Here is a 14,068-nt window from a genome sequence, read left to right on the forward strand (position 1 = left end):
CGTGCCAATTTCGGGGGTGTGGCTATGACCAGTCAGGTGCGCGGTGTCCAATTGGCGCGGCTCCTCGGCCAGTGGCACGCCCTGCCGGGCCGCCGGCGCAGCCCCGACTACGCCGCGCTCGCCGGCGCCGTCCGCGGCTTGCTCGCCGACGGGCGGCTCCCACTCGGGGTACGCCTGCCGGCCGAGCGGGAACTGGCCGAAGCGCTGCGGATCAGCCGGACCACAGTCACCGCCGCGTACCGGGAACTGCGGGAGAGCGGCCACCTGGCCAGCCGCCGGGGAGCGGGAAGCTGGACCATGCTGCCCGGCGGGCACCGGGTGGCCAGCACCGGGCTGTGGACGCCGCTGGACGACCGTGACATGATCGACCTCGGCGTGGCCGCGCTGTCCGCGCCCCCGCAGCTCGTCCCGGCCGCCCGGGCCGCGGCCGAGGACCTGCCCCGCTACCTCGGCGGCGCCGGCTACCACCCGACCGGCATCATCGAGCTACGCGAGGCGGTGGCCCGCGCGTACACCGACCGGGGACTGCCCACCAGCCCGGAGCAGATCATGGTCACCAGCGGCACCCAGCACGCGCTGGACCTGGTGCTGCGGCTGGCCCTGTCGCCCGGCGGCGGCGTGCTCGTCGAGTCGCCCACCTACCCCAACGCGTTGGCCGCGCTGTCCGCCCGCCGGGCCCGGATCGCCACCCACGGCCTGTCCGACGAGGGCTGGGACGCCGAACTGCTGCTCGGCAGCCTCCGGCAGACCCGGCCGAAGCTCGCGTACGTGATCCCCGAGTTCCAGAACCCGACCGGCCACCTGATGGCCGCCGACCTGCGCGAGCGGCTGGTCGGCACGGCCCACGCGGCCGGCACCGACCTGGTGGTCGACGAGTCCTTCGTCGACCTGCCGCTGGACGACACCACGCTGCCGCCGCCGGTGGCCGTCTTCGACAGGCACTCCCGGGTGATCAGCATCGGCGGCATGAGCAAGCCCTACTGGGGCGGGCTGCGGATCGGCTGGGTCCGCGCCTCCGCGCCCCAGGTCCAGCGGCTGGCCGCGGCCCGGGTCGGGGTGGACATGGCCAGCCCGGTGCTCGACCAGCTCGTCGCCGTGCACCTGCTCACCGAGGCGCCGGCCATCGTGGCCGCCCGCCGGGCCCAGCTCGTCGCCCAGCGGGACGCCCTGGTCGCGGCGCTCGCCGACCGGCTGCCCGACTGGCGGGTACGGGTGCCGAGCGGCGGCGTCACGCTCTGGGCCGAGCTGGACGGGCCGATCTCCAGCGCGCTGGCCCGGGCGGCCGAGGAGGTCGGCGTACGGCTGGCGCCCGGACCCCGGTTCGGCCTGGACGGGACGCTGGAGCGTTTCCTGCGGCTGCCCTTCACGCTGCCCGCCGACGAGCTGGTGGAGGCGGTGGGCCGACTCGCGGCGGTCCGCTACGACCTGGACCGGACCAGCCGGCCGCAGTGGCGGGAGCCGAGCGTCATCGCCTGAGCGGGCGGTGCCCGTTCCGGTGGTGAATGGGCCGAACGGCGGCTGCGGGACGGCCCGTGCCCGCAGACTGCCCGGGTGGGGAACGGGAGGGGAGTCCGGCGGTCGTGGAGCGTGCGGTCCGCCGCCCCGGGATCCCGCACCACCCGGCTGGAGCTCTTCTACGATCTGGTCTTCGTCTTCGCGTTCCTGAACGTCACCACGCTCACCGCCTCGGAGCTCACGCCGGCCAACCTCTACCGCTTCCTGCTGGTGCTGGCGCTGCTCTGGTGGTCGTGGACCGGCTTCGCCCGGATGGGCAACTTCTTCCGCGCCGACCAGGGCGTGCTGCCGCTGGTCGGCTTCGTCACCGTGGCGGCGACGTTCCTGCTGGTGCTCAGCGAGCCCAGCGCGTTCGAGGACCTCCCCGGCGGGTTGCCCGGCCCGCTGGTCTTCGCCGGCTGCTACTTCGTGATCCGGATGGCCCAGCTCACCGTCTTCGGCTGGGTGGACCGGGCCGACCCGGTCCGGCACCGCCGGCTGCTGCTGCGCGCCGCGTTCCCGGCCGCCGCCACGGTGCTGCTGGTGATCGCCGGAACCGTGCCGACGCGGCTGCCGCAGGAGCGGTTCGCGATCCCGTTGCAACTGGCGCTCTGGACGCTGGCGCTGCTCGTCGAGTACATCGGCGGCGTGACGCTCGCCCGCCAGTGGTGGGTGGTGGTCTCCGCCGGGCACTGGGCCGAACGGCACGCGCTGATCGTGCTGGTCGCGCTCGGTGAGTCGATCATCGCGCTCGGCTTCGGTCCGAAGCACGGGCTGCCGCTGACCGGGCCGGTGGCGGTGTCGGCGCTGCTCGGCATCGTGGTCGTCGCGGCGCTGTGGTGGGCCTACTTCGACACGCTCGCCTTCGCGATGGAGCAGGCGCTGCACCACGCCCGGGACGAGGCCACCCGGGTCCGGATGACGCGCGACGTGTACACGTTCATGCACCTGCCGATGGTGGCCGGAATCATCCTCTACGCGCTCGGCCTCAAGGACCTGCTGGCCGAGGCCGCCGACCCGAACACGCCTTCCTGGGGACTGCCGCTGGGCGACTTCTGGGGCGCGATCCTGTTCGGCGGGGTGGCGTTGCACCTGCTCAGCCTCGCCGGGTGCTGGTGGCTCGCGCTGCGCGAGGTGCACCGGCCGCTGCTGCTCACTGTGGTGGCGCTGGCGGTCGTCGGCCCGTTCGTCTTCCGTGTCCCGGAGCTGATCGCGCTCGGCGTGCTCGCGGTGATCACCGGCGCCGGTGTCGCCTGGGAGACGCGCTCCGAGGACGGCCACCGGCGCCGGGTACGCCAGCTCGCGCTGGAGGAGCAGATCGCCGCCGAGGCCGAGCAGAGCCACTGGCGGCAGCAGCATCTGTGAACGGCACGCGGCCGTGCCCCGGGACGGTGGGGCACGGCCGGCGCGACCGTACGGCGGTGCGGGTCACAGCTCGGCGAGCGTGCCCTCGTACATCTTGTCGATCTCGGAGGCGAAGTTCGTCTCCACGCTGCGGCGCTTGATCTTCAGCGACGGCGTGACCTCGCCGTCCTCGATGGTCAGGTCACGGGGGAGGATGGCCACCTTCTTGATCGTCTCCCAGCGGTTGAGCTTGGCGTTCAGCTCGGCCACGTACGCCTCGACCATCTCCCGCGCCTGCGGCGAGGTGACGATCGTGGTGTAGTCGCTGCCCTCCAACGGGGTGCCGGCGGCCCAGCCCTTGATCGCGTCCGGGTCCAGCGTGACGAGCATGGTGCAGTAGTTGCGCGCCTGCCCGATCACCACCGCCTGCGAGGTGTACGGGCACACCGCCTTGAACATGCCCTCGATGTGCGACGGCGCCACGTACTTGCCGCCGGACGTCTTGACCAGGTCCTTCTTCCGGTCGGTGATGCGCAGGTAGCCGTCGGCGTCGAGCGTGCCGATGTCACCGGTGCGGAAGAAGCCGTCCTCGGTGAACGCCGCGGCGGTCTCCTCGGGCAGGTTGTGGTAGCCGCGCATGACCGGCTTGCCGCGCAGCAGGACCTCACCGTCGGTGTCGATCCGGCACTCCAGGTCGCCCATGGCCCGGCCCACGCTGCCGATCTTCAGCCCGTCGGGCGGGTTCACGAACGCGCCGGCGCTGGTCTCGGTCAGGCCGTAGCCCTCGGAGATGGGCAGGTTGGCGGCGGCGAAGAAGGTGGCGATCTCCTTGCTCAGCGGCGCCGCGCCGGAGACCAGCACCCGCATCCGGCCGCCGAGCCGGGCCTGGAGCTTGCTGAACACGAGCTTCTCGGCCAGCGCGTACTTCATCCGCAGCCCGGCCGGGACCGGCTTGCCGGCCTGCTCCAGCGCGACCTTCTCCTTGCCGACCCCGACGCCCCAGGCGAAGATCTTGGCCTTGGCCCCGCCCGCGCCCTGCGCGGTGGTGACCGCCTTGTTGTAGACCTTCTCGAAGACCCGGGGTGCGCCGCACATGAGCGTCGGCTGCACCACGCCGAGCAGGTCGACGAGCTTGTCCACCCGGCCGTCGACGTACGTGGGCAGGCCGACGTGGGTGGCGCCGCAGAGCAGCGTCTTGCCGAACGAGTGCGACAGCGGCAGCCACAGGTACTGCAGGTCGTCGACGCGCAGCAGGCCCAGCTCAGCCTGCGCCACGCCCTCCCAGCACCAGCCGCCGTGCAGCAGCTCCACGCCCTTCGGGCGGCCGGTGGTCCCCGAGGTGTAGATCAGCGTGGCCAGGTGGTCCGGGCCGATGCCGGCGACGAGCATGTCGATCAGGTCCGGCTCGGCGCTCAGCGCGGCGGCGCCGCGTTCCTCCAGCTCGGCCAGGGTGAGCTGCGGGACGGCCGCCGCCGGGTCGGGCGTGCCGTCGAAGAGCACGACGTGGGTCAGCGCGGGCAGGTCCGCCCCGGCGATCTTCGCCGCCTGGGCCGGGTTCTCCGCGAACAGCACCTTCGAGCCGGAGTCGGCGATGATGTAGACCGCGTCCTCGGGCTCGGTGGTGGGGTAGACGGTGGTGGTGGCACCACCGGCGCACATGATGCCGAAGTCGGCGAGCACCCAGTCCAGGCGCGTGTTGGCCAGGATCGCCACCGGGTTCTCCAGGCCGACACCGAGCCCGTGCAGCCCGGCGGCGATCGCCTTGGCGCGCTGCCCGACCTGCTCCCACGTCAGCCAGACCGGGCCCGAGTCGTCGGGTGCGGGGTGGGCGAAGGCGTGCCGGTCGGGGGAGTCCGCCACGCGCTTGAGGAACATGTCGGGTACGGAACGGTACGGTACATCGAGAGCCATCGCTGTAGCCGCCTTCAGGGGTGGAGGGACGTGACGGGGGTCACGCCGGTCTGCGGTTACCGAAGGGTATTGCGTGCACCCGGCCAGCGGCTAGCCCCGATCGGCCGAGTCGCCGGCGGTCCCGCCCTGCTGGAACCGGTCAGGCGTACCGGCCGGCCGCGCGGGACCAGTCGTAGGTGGCCCGGATCCAGTCCCGGCGGGTGTCCAGGAAGACCCGCATCCCCTCGTCGGCCACCGCGCTCAGCGCCGCGTCCCGCTCCGCGTACGTGGCGAGGGCCGTGTTGAACCGGTCCGCCGCCGCGTACAGCGCCGCCGTCTCGTCCCGACCGGTCTCGCCCGCGATCGTGGTGACCAGGTTGTGCGCCTCCGGGGCGGCGCCCCGCTCCTTGCCGTAGGAGAACAGGTCGTTGCACCAGCAGACCAGGTCCGTGGCCAGCGCGTCCAGCGCGGTGAGCGCCGGCGCGACCCGCTGGTCGGCCCGGGGCGCGGACGGGCGGGCCAGGTCGGTCACCGTGAAGCTGGGGCGCACGCCGCCGGTGTGGCGGCGCATCTGCGTGTACTCGGCCACCCCCGGCACCCGGTGGCGCTCCCGGTTGGCGGCCTCCCAGAGCAGCGCCAGCAGGTACTCCCGCAACTGGCTGACCAGGCGCAGCAGGTGAGCCGGGCGGCCCCGGTCGCGGGCCCGGCGGCACAGGTCGTGCAGCGCGAGGGCGATCGGACCGCCCTCGGTGGGTGCGGGCGCCTCCGGGTCGCCGTGCCGGTCGAGCACCGCCAGCAGCGCGGCCAGCGTGGGCGCCAGCAGCGTGGGCGTCGCGCCGAGCCCGTCGTCGTCGCAGGCGTCGTCCACCACGAACAGCCAGTTGATCAGGTCGGTGAGCATCCGCAGCCCGGACGGCGACGCCTCGGGGCAGGCGCGTGCGGCCAGCTCCGCGGCGTGCGCGCCTTCCAGGCGCCGGCGCCCGGCCTGGTCCTTCACCAGGCCGAAGTCTCGTACCCAGGCGGCGCTCTCCGCGGCCGCCACGTCGACGGCGGGGTGGCGCCGGGAGGGAAAGGGCGGCTCGTGCAGTGCCGAGAGGGCGAAGTCGCGCATCGTCGTCCCCTGTCCGCCGCCCCGCGGGGTCGGGCCGGTGCGCAGGAGCGTACGGGAGTTCGTAACCGTTATCGAAGTCCGGGTGTCCACTTTCCACTGTCGGCGAGCGAGTGGCTACCCGACCTCGGTCACAGACCCAGCTCGGCGGTGCGCAGGCGCTCGGCGCGGTCGGCCGGACCGTCCACCTGGACCCGGGCCACCCGCTGCCGTCCGGTGAGGAACAGCACCAGCTCGCCCGGCGCACCGACCAGCCGCAGCCGTTCGCCGCCGGCGCCGGCCCGCAGTTCGCCGTACCCCGGCGCCTGCACCAGCACCTCGGCCGGGAACCGCCGCAGCGCCATCCGGGCCAGCAGGGACACCCGCTTCCACAGCACCGCCTGCTGCCCGGCCGGCAGGTCACGCGGGTGCCAGCCCGGGCGGGCGCGCCGCACGTCCTCGTGGTGGATGAAGAACTCCATCCCGTTCGCCAGTTCGTCGGTGAGCGGGTTGCTCACCGGGCTCCACACCGGGGGACGGCGCACCCGGGCGATCAGGTCGGCGTACGGCCCGGCGGCGACCCGCTTACGGACCGACTCGCCGTAGCCGCGCAACGGCGGCAGCAGGATCCCGCCCGCCGCGTCCGGCCGGCGCTCCCGCACCAGCAGGTGCGCCGCCAGGTCACGGGTCGACCACCCCTCGTTCACAGTCGGTGCGTCCGGTCCCAGTTCCAGCATCAGGTCGGCGAGCGCCTCGCGCTCCGCTCGGGCGTACCGCGGCATGGCCCGATCGTAGGCCGGTCCCGGCCGATCGGCGCGCCACGCCCGGCGGGATCCGGCCGCCGGATCGGTCCCGGCCGTCGTCCGCGCAGCTCCGGTGGGAACGTGACGGCGGACATATCCCGGCCGGGTCGGCGGAGTCGGCGCCGAGCGGTAAGGATGGGGGAGAAAACTGCGGCTTACGGCGGGGGAGAGCGTGGCGAGCGGGACAAGTCGGGACGTCCTCGGCAGAGGGCTGCGGGTGCTCGGCCGGGCCATCCGGGAACAGCCACGGATCTTCGCGGTCGCGGTCAGCGGCAGCGTGCTGTTCGGCCTCCTGGTGATCGCGAGCGCGTACGTGGTCGGCGCGGTGGTCGGCGACGTGGTCGTGCCGGCCGTGGAGCGCGGCGAGGTGGCCGGCGGGGCGCTGGCGCTCGCCGCGGCGGCGCTGTTCGGCATCAGCGTGCTGCGGGTGGTCGGCATCTTCGGCCGCCGGCTCGGCGCCGGATACATGCAGTACCGGCTCCAGGCCGCCTACCGCCGCCGGGTCACCCGCCGCTACCTGGACCTGCCGCTTTCCTGGCACCACCGCAACTCCACCGGCACGCTGCTGTCGAACGCCAACTCCGACGTGGAGGCGGCCTGGTACCCGATCGCCCCACTGCCGTTCGCGGTCGGCACGCTGGTGATGCTCGTCGGCGCGGTGGCCTCGCTGTTCTTCACCGACTGGGCGCTGGCCCTGGTCGGCCTCGCGGTGTTCCCCGCGCTGTTCGCGCTCAACGTCGTCTACTCCCGCCGGATGGCGCCCCGGCAGGCCCGGGCGCAGCGTCTGCGGGCCGAGGTCAGCGGCATCGCGCACGAGAGCTTCGACGGCGCGCTGGTGGTCAAGACGATGGGCCGCGAGGCCCAGGAGACGGCCCGCTTCGCGTCCCGCGCCGGTGAACTGCGCGACGCGCTGATCTCGGTCGGCCGGCTGCGCGGCGTGTTCGACCCGATGCTGGAGACGCTGCCCAGCCTCGGCACGCTCGCCGTGCTGGTGGTCGGCGCGATCCGGCTGCGGCAGGGCGCGATCAGCGTGACCGAGCTGGTCAGCGTCGCGTTCCTGTTCACCGTGCTGGCCTTCCCGGTACGCGCCATCGGCTGGGTGCTGGCCGAACTGCCGCGCAGCGTCGCCGGCTGGGACCGGGTCCGCCGGGTGCTCGACGCGACAGGTGAGATGCCGTACGGCACCACGACGCTCGACCCGGCCACCCGCGAGCCGGCCACGCTCGGCTTCGACGACGTGCACTTCGCGTACGAGCCGGCCGAGGCACACCTGCCCGGTGCCAAGGTGCTCGGCGAGGTGACGTTCACCGTGCCCGCCGGGAAGACGGTCGCGCTGGTCGGCCCCACCGGCGCGGGCAAGTCGACGATCGCGTCGCTCGCCGTGCGCCTGGTCGACCCGGGCGCCGGGCGGGTCACGCTGGACGGCGTGGACGTGCGGGAGCTGACCGCCGCCTCGCTCGCCGGCAACGTGGCGCTGGTGGCGCAGGTGCCGTTCGTCTTCGACGACACGGTCCGGGCCAACATCGCGCTCGACCGGGCCGGCATCGGCGACGACGAGGTGTGGGCGGCGCTGCGGCTCGCCGAGGCGGACGGGTTCGTGGCCGCGCTGCCGGACGGGCTGGACACGATGGTCGGCGAGCGGGGCACGTCGCTGTCCGGCGGTCAGCGCCAGCGGCTCACGCTGGCCCGGGCGCTCGCCGGGCGGCCCCGGCTGCTGGTGCTCGACGACGCCACCAGCGCCGTCGACCCGCGGGTCGAGGCGGCCATCCTGGCCGGGCTGCGCGCGCCCACCGATGGCGGTGCCCCGGCGTCGATCCTGGTGGTGGCGTACCGCCGGGCCACCATCGCGCTCGCCGACGAGGTGATCTACGTGGAGCAGGGCCGGGTGGTGGCCCGCGGCACCCACACCGAGCTGCTGACCACCGTGCCCGGCTACGCCGACCTGGTCACCGCGTACGAGCAGGCCGAGCAGGAACGCGAGCAGAAGCAGACGTACGACGAGGTCACGCCGCTGGCCTCCGGCCTGGAGGTGGAGCGGTGAGTACGGCCACGGGGGAGAGCACCGGGACCACAGAGACCACCGAGTCGACCTGGCAGACGCTGCGGCGCGGGCTGGCGCTCTCCCCGGAGTTGCGCACCGGCCTCGCCGGCACGCTGGCGCTGGCACTGGTCTACATGATCGGCCGGGTCGCCGTGCCGGTGGCGGTGCAGCGCGGCATCGACCACGGCATCGTCGGCGGGCTCGACCTGAACGTCATCTCGCTCACCGTGGCGATCACCGCCGGGGTGCTGGTGGTCACCACCGCCTGCGGCTACCTGATGATGCGCCGCCTGTTCACGGTCAGCGAGACCGCGCTGGCCGGGGTGCGCACCCGGGCGTTCCGGCACGTGCACGACCTGTCCATGCTGCACCAGCAGTCCGAGCGGCGCGGCTCGCTCGTCTCCCGGGTGACCAGCGACGTCGACCAGATCACCCAGTTCCTGCAGTGGGGCGGCGTGATCCTGATCGTCAACCTGGGCCAGTTGCTGGTGACCACAGCGGTGATGCTCGCGTACTCCTGGCAGTTGACGCTCGTGGTGCTCGTCGCGTTCGCACCCGCGGTGCTGGTGATCCGGCAGTTGCAGCGCCGCCTCGCCGGGGCGTACGGGCTGGTGCGGCAGCGCACCGGCACGCTGCTCGGCGCGATCGGCGAGAGCGTGGTGGGCGCGCCGGTGATCCGGGCGTACGGCATCGCCGGGCGCACCGCGCGGCGGCTGGACACGGCCATCGACGGGCAGCGGGTGGCCCAGCAGCGGGCCATCCGGATCAGCATCATGGGCAGCTCGGTGGGGGAGCTGGCAGCCGGGCTGGCGCTGGCCGGCGTGGTGGTGGTCGGGGTCAGCCTGGGTGTCGACGGCACGCTGTCGATCGGCCAGCTCACCGCGTTCCTGTTCCTGGTCACGCTGTTCATCCAGCCGGTGCAGATCGCCACCGAGGTGCTCAACGAGGCGCAGAACGCGATCGCCGGCTGGCGCCGGGTGCTGGACGTGCTGGACGTCTCCCCGGACGTGGCCGACCCGGGCGAGCAGGGCCGGGAGCTGCCGTCCGGGCCGCTGGACGCCCGGTTCGCCGGCGTGACGTTCGCCTATCCGGGCGGGCCGCCGGTGCTGCACGACGTGACGCTGGACATCCCGGCGAAGAGCCGGGTGGCGGTGGTGGGCGAGACCGGAAGCGGCAAGACCACGTTCGCCAAGCTGCTCACCCGGCTGATGGACCCGACCGAGGGCGCGGTACTGCTCTCCGGCGTCGACCTGCGGCAGGTGCGCTTCGACTCGCTGCGCTCCCGGGTGGTGATGGTGCCGCAGGACGGCTTCCTGTTCGAAGCCACGGTCGGGGAGAACGTCCGCTTCGCCCGCCCCGACCTGACCGACGAGCGGCTCACCGCCGCCTTCGCCGAGCTGGGCCTCTCCGACTGGCTGGACGGGCTGCCGTCCGGGCTGGACACGCCGGTCGGTGAGCGCGGGGAGGCGCTGAGCGTCGGCGAGCGGCAGCTCGTGGCGCTGGCCCGGGCGTACGTCGCGGACCCGGACCTGCTGGTGCTGGACGAGGCGACGAGCGCTGTCGACCCGGCCACCGAGGTCCGCCTGCAACGGACCCTGGACGCGGTGACCCGGGGCCGGACCACGCTCGCCATCGCGCACCGGCTGTCCACCGCGCAGGCGGCGGACGAGGTGATCGTGGTGGACCGGGGCCGGATCGTGCAGCGCGGCCCGCACGACGAGCTGGTCCGCGACGCCGACTCGGTGTACGCCCTGCTGTACGCCTCCTGGTTGGAACAGACCCGCTGATCTTGCGGGTCCACCAGGGTTGGAGCAGACCCGGTGACCGGTCAGCGCGAGTAGAACTCCACCACCAGCTGCTCGTCGCAGACCACCGGCACCTCGTGCCGGGCCGGTTCGCGTACCAGCGTGGCGCGCAGCTCGGCCGGCTGCGCCGACAGGTACGGCCGCGGCTGCGCGTCGGCGTGCGCCCCGGCGGCGGCGAGCTGGAACGGCGGCAGCGTGCGGCTGCGCTCGCGTACGCCGACCACCTGGCCGGGCCGCAGCCGGTACGACGGCCGGTCGACCTTGCGCCCGTCCACTGTGATGTGGCCGTGTGCGACGAGCTGGCGGGCCTGGTAGACGCTGCGCGCCAGCCCGGCCCGCAGCACCACCGCGTCGAGGCGGCGCTCCAGCAGCGCGACGAGTGTCTCGCCGGTCTTGCCGGCGCCCCGGGCGGCCTCGTCGAACAGGCGGCGCAGCTGGGCCTCGCTGACGTTGTACTGGTGGCGCAGCCGCTGCTTCTCCAGCAGCCGCACCTGGTAGTCGGAGGTGGTGCGGCGGGACCGGCCGTGCACGCCCGGGGGATAGGGGCGCCGCTCGAAGTACCGCACGCACTTGCGGGTCAGCGGGATGCCGAGGGCGCGGGAGAGCCGTGCCTTGGGCCGGGGGTGGTTCACGTCGACGTCTCCGATCGTCTAGCCTGCTTCTTAGGTAAGCCTAACCTATATTGAGGAGGTCGGGATCATGCGGCCCAGCCCGGCGGAGATCGTGCGAACCCTTGTCGCGGGCCGGTTGCCCGCCCTCGTCCACCTGGCCCGGCACCCCGGCCCGCACCAGGTCCGGCACGCCGTCGACCCGGACGGGCGGGTGCTGCTGCTCGTACCCGTGGTCAGTGACCTCGCCGCGGCGCTCGTGCCGCCGGCGGGCGACGCCGACGTGGCCACCGTGCTCGACGTGCTCGACCTGCCGCCCGCGGCCGGGGCGCCCTCGCTCGGCCGGGCCTGGGTCTCCGGCTGGGCGACGCGGCTGGACGGCGACGAGGCCCGCGACGCGGCAGTCGACTTCGCCGCCACCGACCCGACCGGCGACCTGCTCGACGTGGGCAGCCGGTTCCACCTGCACCGCTTCGAGGTGGCCGAGGCCCGCTGGGAACGCGCCGGGCGCGTGCGCCGGGTCGACCCCGAGGCGTACGCGGAGGCCGAGCCGGACCCGCTGCACCCGGTCGAGGCCGACCTCCTCGCGGACCTGGCCGACCACCACGCCGAGCAGGTCGGCGACTACCTGCGGCGGCGGCTGGACCTGACCGGCGACCAGGTGCCGCGGGTGGTCCGGATCGACAGGTACGGCCTGCTGGTCGCGCACGGGCGGCCCGGCGCGACCCGGCGGGCCCGGCTCGCCTTCCCCCGGCCGGTCGCCGACGTGGCGGAGCTGTCCCGCCTGCTGCACCCGATGCTGTGCCCCCGGGCGGCGGCCTGAGCCGGGTGTGGGCGTCTCAGGTGATGTCGCCGGTGAGGTACCGCTGGACCGTGGGACCGATGGCCGCCACCAGCGTCGCCGGCTCGGCGGTGGCGACCGCGTCGAGGCGGAGCACGTACCGCATCATGGCCAGCCCGGCGAGCTGCGTGGCGACCAGCCCGCCGCGCAGCGCGCGCTGCGCCGGGTCGACGTCGAGCTGGTCGAGCACCCGCCGCAGCACCTGCGTGACCAGGAACTCGCGCAGCAGGCGCGCGGTCCAGTCGTTGCTGACGGCCGAGCGCAGCAGCGCCACCGCGGCGGTGCCGGTGGGGGAGTCCCAGACCTCCAGGAACACCCGGACCATCCGCTCGCCGGCCGCGTCCGGGCCGCCGGCGAGCACCGCCGGCAGCAGCCGGCCCGGGTCGGCCGGGAACGCCGTCGCGGCGCGGAACAGCACCTCCTTGCCGCCGAAGTAGTGGTGCACGAGCGCCGGGTCCACGCCGGCCGCCGCAGCGATGGCCCGGATGGACGCGGCGTCGAACCCGCGCTCGGCGAACGCCTGCCGGGCCGCGGCGAGGATCGCCTCGCGGGTGTCCGGGGTGCCGGGCCGCCGCCCGGTGCGCCGCGCGTTCACCCGCTGCGCCGGCGCAGCGTCGCGGCGGCCAGCACCAGCGCCGCCACCGCCGCCCCGGCCACGACCGCGACGTCCCGCCACATCGTCCCGGTCGGTTCGGCGTGCGCGCCGACCTCCTGCAACGCCTCGACCGCGTACGACAGCGGCAGCGCGTCGCTGATCGCCTGGAGCCAACCGGCCATCTGGTCGCGCGGCACGAACAGGCCGCACAGCAGCAGTTGCGGCGCCACCACCACCGGCATGAACTGGACCGCCTGGAACTCGGTGCGGGCGAACGCCGAGCAGAACAACCCGAGCGCCACCGCGAGCACCGCGTTCACCCCGGCGATCAGCACGACCAGCCACGCGCTGCCCGCGGTCTCCAGCCCGAACACCCGGTACGCGACGAGCGAGGCGACAGTGGACTGGAGCACCCCGGCCAGGCCGAACGCGATGCCGTACCCGAACAGCAGGTCGAGCTTGCCCAGCGGCGTGGTGAGCAGACGCTCCAGCGTGCCGGTGGTGCGCTCGCGGAGCATGGCGATGCTGGTCACGAGGAACATGATGATGAACGGGAAGAAGCCCAGCATGATCAGGGCCACCCGGTCGAACGTGCTCGGCCCGCCGGGCGGGGCGGGCTGGTCGACGTACATGTAGTAGACGAGCGTGAGCAGCACCGACGGCACCACGACGAGCAGCGCCACGGTCCGCCGGTCGTGGCGGAGCTGGCGCAGGATGCGCCCGGTGGTGGCGGCCAGGATCCGTCCGTTCATCGCGCCTCTCCCTCGGCGTCGCGGATCAGGCGCAGGAACGCCTCTTCCAGGTCGTCGGTCCCGGTGGCGGCGCGGACCGCGGCCGGGGTGTCGTCGGCGACCAGCCGGCCCTCGCGGATCAGCAGCAGCCGGTCGCAGCGGGCGGCCTCGTCCATCACGTGGCTGGAGACCAGCAGCGTGGTGCCGTTCGCGGCCATCGCGTGGAACCGGGCCCACAGGTCGGCCCGCAGCACCGGGTCCTGGCCGACAGTGGGTTCGTCGAGGACGACGAGTTCCGGTTCGCCGACGAGCGCGCAGGCGAGCGAGGCGCGGCTGCGCTGACCGCCGGAGAGCGTGCCGACGAGCTGGTCGGCCGCCTCGGCGAGGCCGACGTCGGCCACCGCACGGTCGGCCTCGGCGCGGCCCCGGCCCTGGAGTACCGCGAAGTAGCGGGCGTTCTCCCGCACCGTCAGGTCGGCGTAGACGCTCGGCGCCTGGGTCAGGTAGCCCACCCGGCGGCGCAGGTCGGCCGAACCGGCCGGGCGGCCGAGCACGTCGACGGCACCGGAGCCGACCGTCTGCACGCCGACCACCGCGCGCATCAGCGTGGTCTTGCCGCTGCCGCTGGGCCCGAGCAACCCGGTCACCGTGCCCCGGGGCACCGCGCAGCTGATGCCGTGCAGCACCCGCCGTCCGCCCCGGTCGACCACCAGCTCGCGGACCGACACCGCGTCGTCCATGCTCGCCTCCATCAATTCATCACCCGTTGAACTCAACGGTAGGTGAATTCCGTCGGCAGGGCAATGAGGGACTTGACTTCGAGTGCGCT

At 74.0% G+C, this 14,068-nt stretch carries 12 protein-coding genes; 5 read left to right on the forward strand and 7 right to left on the reverse strand.

What is annotated here, in order from left to right; genetic code table 11:
- Positions 1–24: 24 nt before the first annotated feature.
- Both IRY44_RS16470 and IRY44_RS16475 read left to right on the forward strand, forming a co-directional pair.
- Complete coding sequence (locus IRY44_RS16470) at positions 25–1,476, forward strand: PLP-dependent aminotransferase family protein (protein ID WP_135241258.1); 1,452 nt, start codon at positions 25–27, stop codon at positions 1,474–1,476.
- 111 nt (positions 1,477–1,587) lie between these two features.
- On the forward strand, positions 1,588–2,859 hold the full coding sequence (locus tag IRY44_RS16475; protein WP_194801240.1) for a low temperature requirement protein A: 1,272 nt from the start codon (positions 1,588–1,590) through the stop codon (positions 2,857–2,859).
- Positions 2,860–2,922: 63 nt separating this feature from the next.
- Here the strand turns inward: IRY44_RS16475 and IRY44_RS16480 are convergent, their stop codons facing one another.
- The 3 genes from IRY44_RS16480 to IRY44_RS16490 all read right to left on the reverse strand — a co-directional run bounded on the left by IRY44_RS16480 (position 2,923) and on the right by IRY44_RS16490 (position 6,597).
- Positions 2,923–4,749 carry a long-chain fatty acid--CoA ligase gene (locus IRY44_RS16480; protein ID WP_194801241.1) on the reverse strand — a complete coding sequence of 609 codons (1,827 nt, stop codon included), beginning with the start codon at positions 4,747–4,749 and terminating at the stop codon, positions 2,923–2,925.
- Positions 4,750–4,888: 139 nt separating this feature from the next.
- Positions 4,889–5,839 (reverse strand): terpene synthase, encoded by a 951-nt coding sequence (locus IRY44_RS16485; protein ID WP_194801242.1) that lies wholly within the window; start codon positions 5,837–5,839, stop codon positions 4,889–4,891.
- A gap of 128 nt (positions 5,840–5,967) precedes the next feature.
- Positions 5,968–6,597 (reverse strand): TIGR03085 family metal-binding protein, encoded by a 630-nt coding sequence (locus IRY44_RS16490; RefSeq protein WP_194801243.1) that lies wholly within the window; start codon positions 6,595–6,597, stop codon positions 5,968–5,970.
- Positions 6,598–6,790: 193 nt separating this feature from the next.
- Here IRY44_RS16490 and IRY44_RS16495 point away from each other — a divergent pair, with 193 nt between their 5' ends.
- A complete protein-coding gene (locus IRY44_RS16495; protein WP_194801244.1) occupies positions 6,791–8,659 on the forward strand; it encodes an ABC transporter ATP-binding protein in 1,869 nt (622 codons plus the stop codon).
- On the forward strand, positions 8,656–10,446 hold the full coding sequence (locus tag IRY44_RS16500) for an ABC transporter ATP-binding protein (RefSeq protein ID WP_194801245.1): 1,791 nt from the start codon (positions 8,656–8,658) through the stop codon (positions 10,444–10,446). The genes IRY44_RS16495 and IRY44_RS16500 overlap by 4 nt, the downstream gene beginning before the upstream one ends.
- A 41-nt stretch (positions 10,447–10,487) precedes the next feature.
- Here the strand turns inward: IRY44_RS16500 and rpsD are convergent, their stop codons facing one another.
- Complete coding sequence (gene rpsD / locus IRY44_RS16505) at positions 10,488–11,096, reverse strand: 30S ribosomal protein S4 (protein ID WP_194801246.1); 609 nt, start codon at positions 11,094–11,096, stop codon at positions 10,488–10,490.
- A 67-nt stretch (positions 11,097–11,163) separates the two neighbouring features.
- Here rpsD and IRY44_RS16510 point away from each other — a divergent pair, with 67 nt between their 5' ends.
- Positions 11,164–11,895, forward strand: a complete 732-nt coding sequence (locus IRY44_RS16510) for a DUF2470 domain-containing protein (protein WP_194801247.1) — start codon at positions 11,164–11,166, stop codon at positions 11,893–11,895.
- A 16-nt stretch (positions 11,896–11,911) separates the two neighbouring features.
- Here the strand turns inward: IRY44_RS16510 and IRY44_RS16515 are convergent, their stop codons facing one another.
- The 3 genes from IRY44_RS16515 to IRY44_RS16525 are packed head-to-tail and all read right to left on the reverse strand — an operon-like array spanning position 11,912 to position 13,979.
- Positions 11,912–12,508 carry a TetR family transcriptional regulator gene (locus IRY44_RS16515; RefSeq protein ID WP_194801248.1) on the reverse strand — a complete coding sequence of 199 codons (597 nt, stop codon included), beginning with the start codon at positions 12,506–12,508 and terminating at the stop codon, positions 11,912–11,914.
- On the reverse strand, positions 12,505–13,260 hold the full coding sequence (locus tag IRY44_RS16520) for an ABC transporter permease (RefSeq protein WP_194801249.1): 756 nt from the start codon (positions 13,258–13,260) through the stop codon (positions 12,505–12,507). Before IRY44_RS16520 ends, IRY44_RS16515 begins: the two co-directional genes overlap by 4 nt.
- Positions 13,257–13,979: an ABC transporter ATP-binding protein gene (locus IRY44_RS16525; RefSeq protein WP_194801250.1), complete on the reverse strand. Its 723-nt coding sequence runs from the start codon at positions 13,977–13,979 to the stop codon at positions 13,257–13,259. The genes IRY44_RS16520 and IRY44_RS16525 overlap by 4 nt, the downstream gene beginning before the upstream one ends.
- Positions 13,980–14,068: the final 89 nt, after the last annotated feature.

The sequence above is a fragment of the Micromonospora sp. ANENR4 genome, from assembly GCF_015354395.1.
GTDB lineage: Bacteria > Actinomycetota > Actinomycetes > Mycobacteriales > Micromonosporaceae > Micromonospora > Micromonospora aurantiaca.

Bases quoted from the DNA above. Each gene is read 5' to 3' on its own strand.
- IRY44_RS16485 (WP_194801242.1), bottom strand. From the start codon at position 5,839: ATGCGCGACTTCGCCCTCTCGGCACTGCACGAGCCGCCCTTTCCCTCC.
- IRY44_RS16470 (WP_135241258.1), top strand. From the start codon at position 25: ATGACCAGTCAGGTGCGCGGTGTCCAATTGGCGCGGCTCCTCGGCCAG.
- IRY44_RS16480 (WP_194801241.1), bottom strand. From the start codon at position 4,749: ATGGCTCTCGATGTACCGTACCGTTCCGTACCCGACATGTTCCTCAAG.
- IRY44_RS16490 (WP_194801243.1), bottom strand. From the start codon at position 6,597: ATGCCGCGGTACGCCCGAGCGGAGCGCGAGGCGCTCGCCGACCTGATG.
- IRY44_RS16525 (WP_194801250.1), bottom strand. From the start codon at position 13,979: ATGGACGACGCGGTGTCGGTCCGCGAGCTGGTGGTCGACCGGGGCGGA.
- IRY44_RS16520 (WP_194801249.1), bottom strand. From the start codon at position 13,260: ATGAACGGACGGATCCTGGCCGCCACCACCGGGCGCATCCTGCGCCAG.
- IRY44_RS16510 (WP_194801247.1), top strand. From the start codon at position 11,164: ATGCGGCCCAGCCCGGCGGAGATCGTGCGAACCCTTGTCGCGGGCCGG.